The sequence below is a fragment of the Vibrio sp. OPT46 genome (genome assembly GCF_015163535.1).
GTDB classification, from domain to species: domain Bacteria; phylum Pseudomonadota; class Gammaproteobacteria; order Enterobacterales; family Vibrionaceae; genus Vibrio; species Vibrio alginolyticus.
In genome coordinates, this window is sequence record NZ_JADDYG010000296.1 from 1 (window position 1) to 257 (window position 257).

1 protein-coding gene is annotated in these 257 nt (G+C 41.2%); it reads left to right on the plus strand.

The genetic code is table 11. The features are described from left to right. A partial coding sequence (locus IQR33_RS35865) for a cysteine peptidase family C39 domain-containing protein (protein WP_265575772.1) occupies positions 1 to 257 on the plus strand: 257 nt, incomplete at both ends.

Genomic DNA, 257 nt, shown 5'->3' on the forward strand with positions numbered 1-257 from the left:
TTGGATTCCATAGGGTTACGTTCTGACGGCTTTCAAGTAGGACTGGAGAAAATTAAAGAAGTCGGCGTCCCTGGGATTACTCTCGTTAATTTCGACGGATATATGCATTTTGTTGTCATCAGAGGTATAAACAATCACTCAGTTATTCTAGGAGACCCTTCTAGAGGAACCATGATAATGAAACTGGATGAGTTTGAAAAATATTACCAAGGAATTGTGTTACTGGTCCGTAACGAAGCGGAAATGGGACGGTCTAG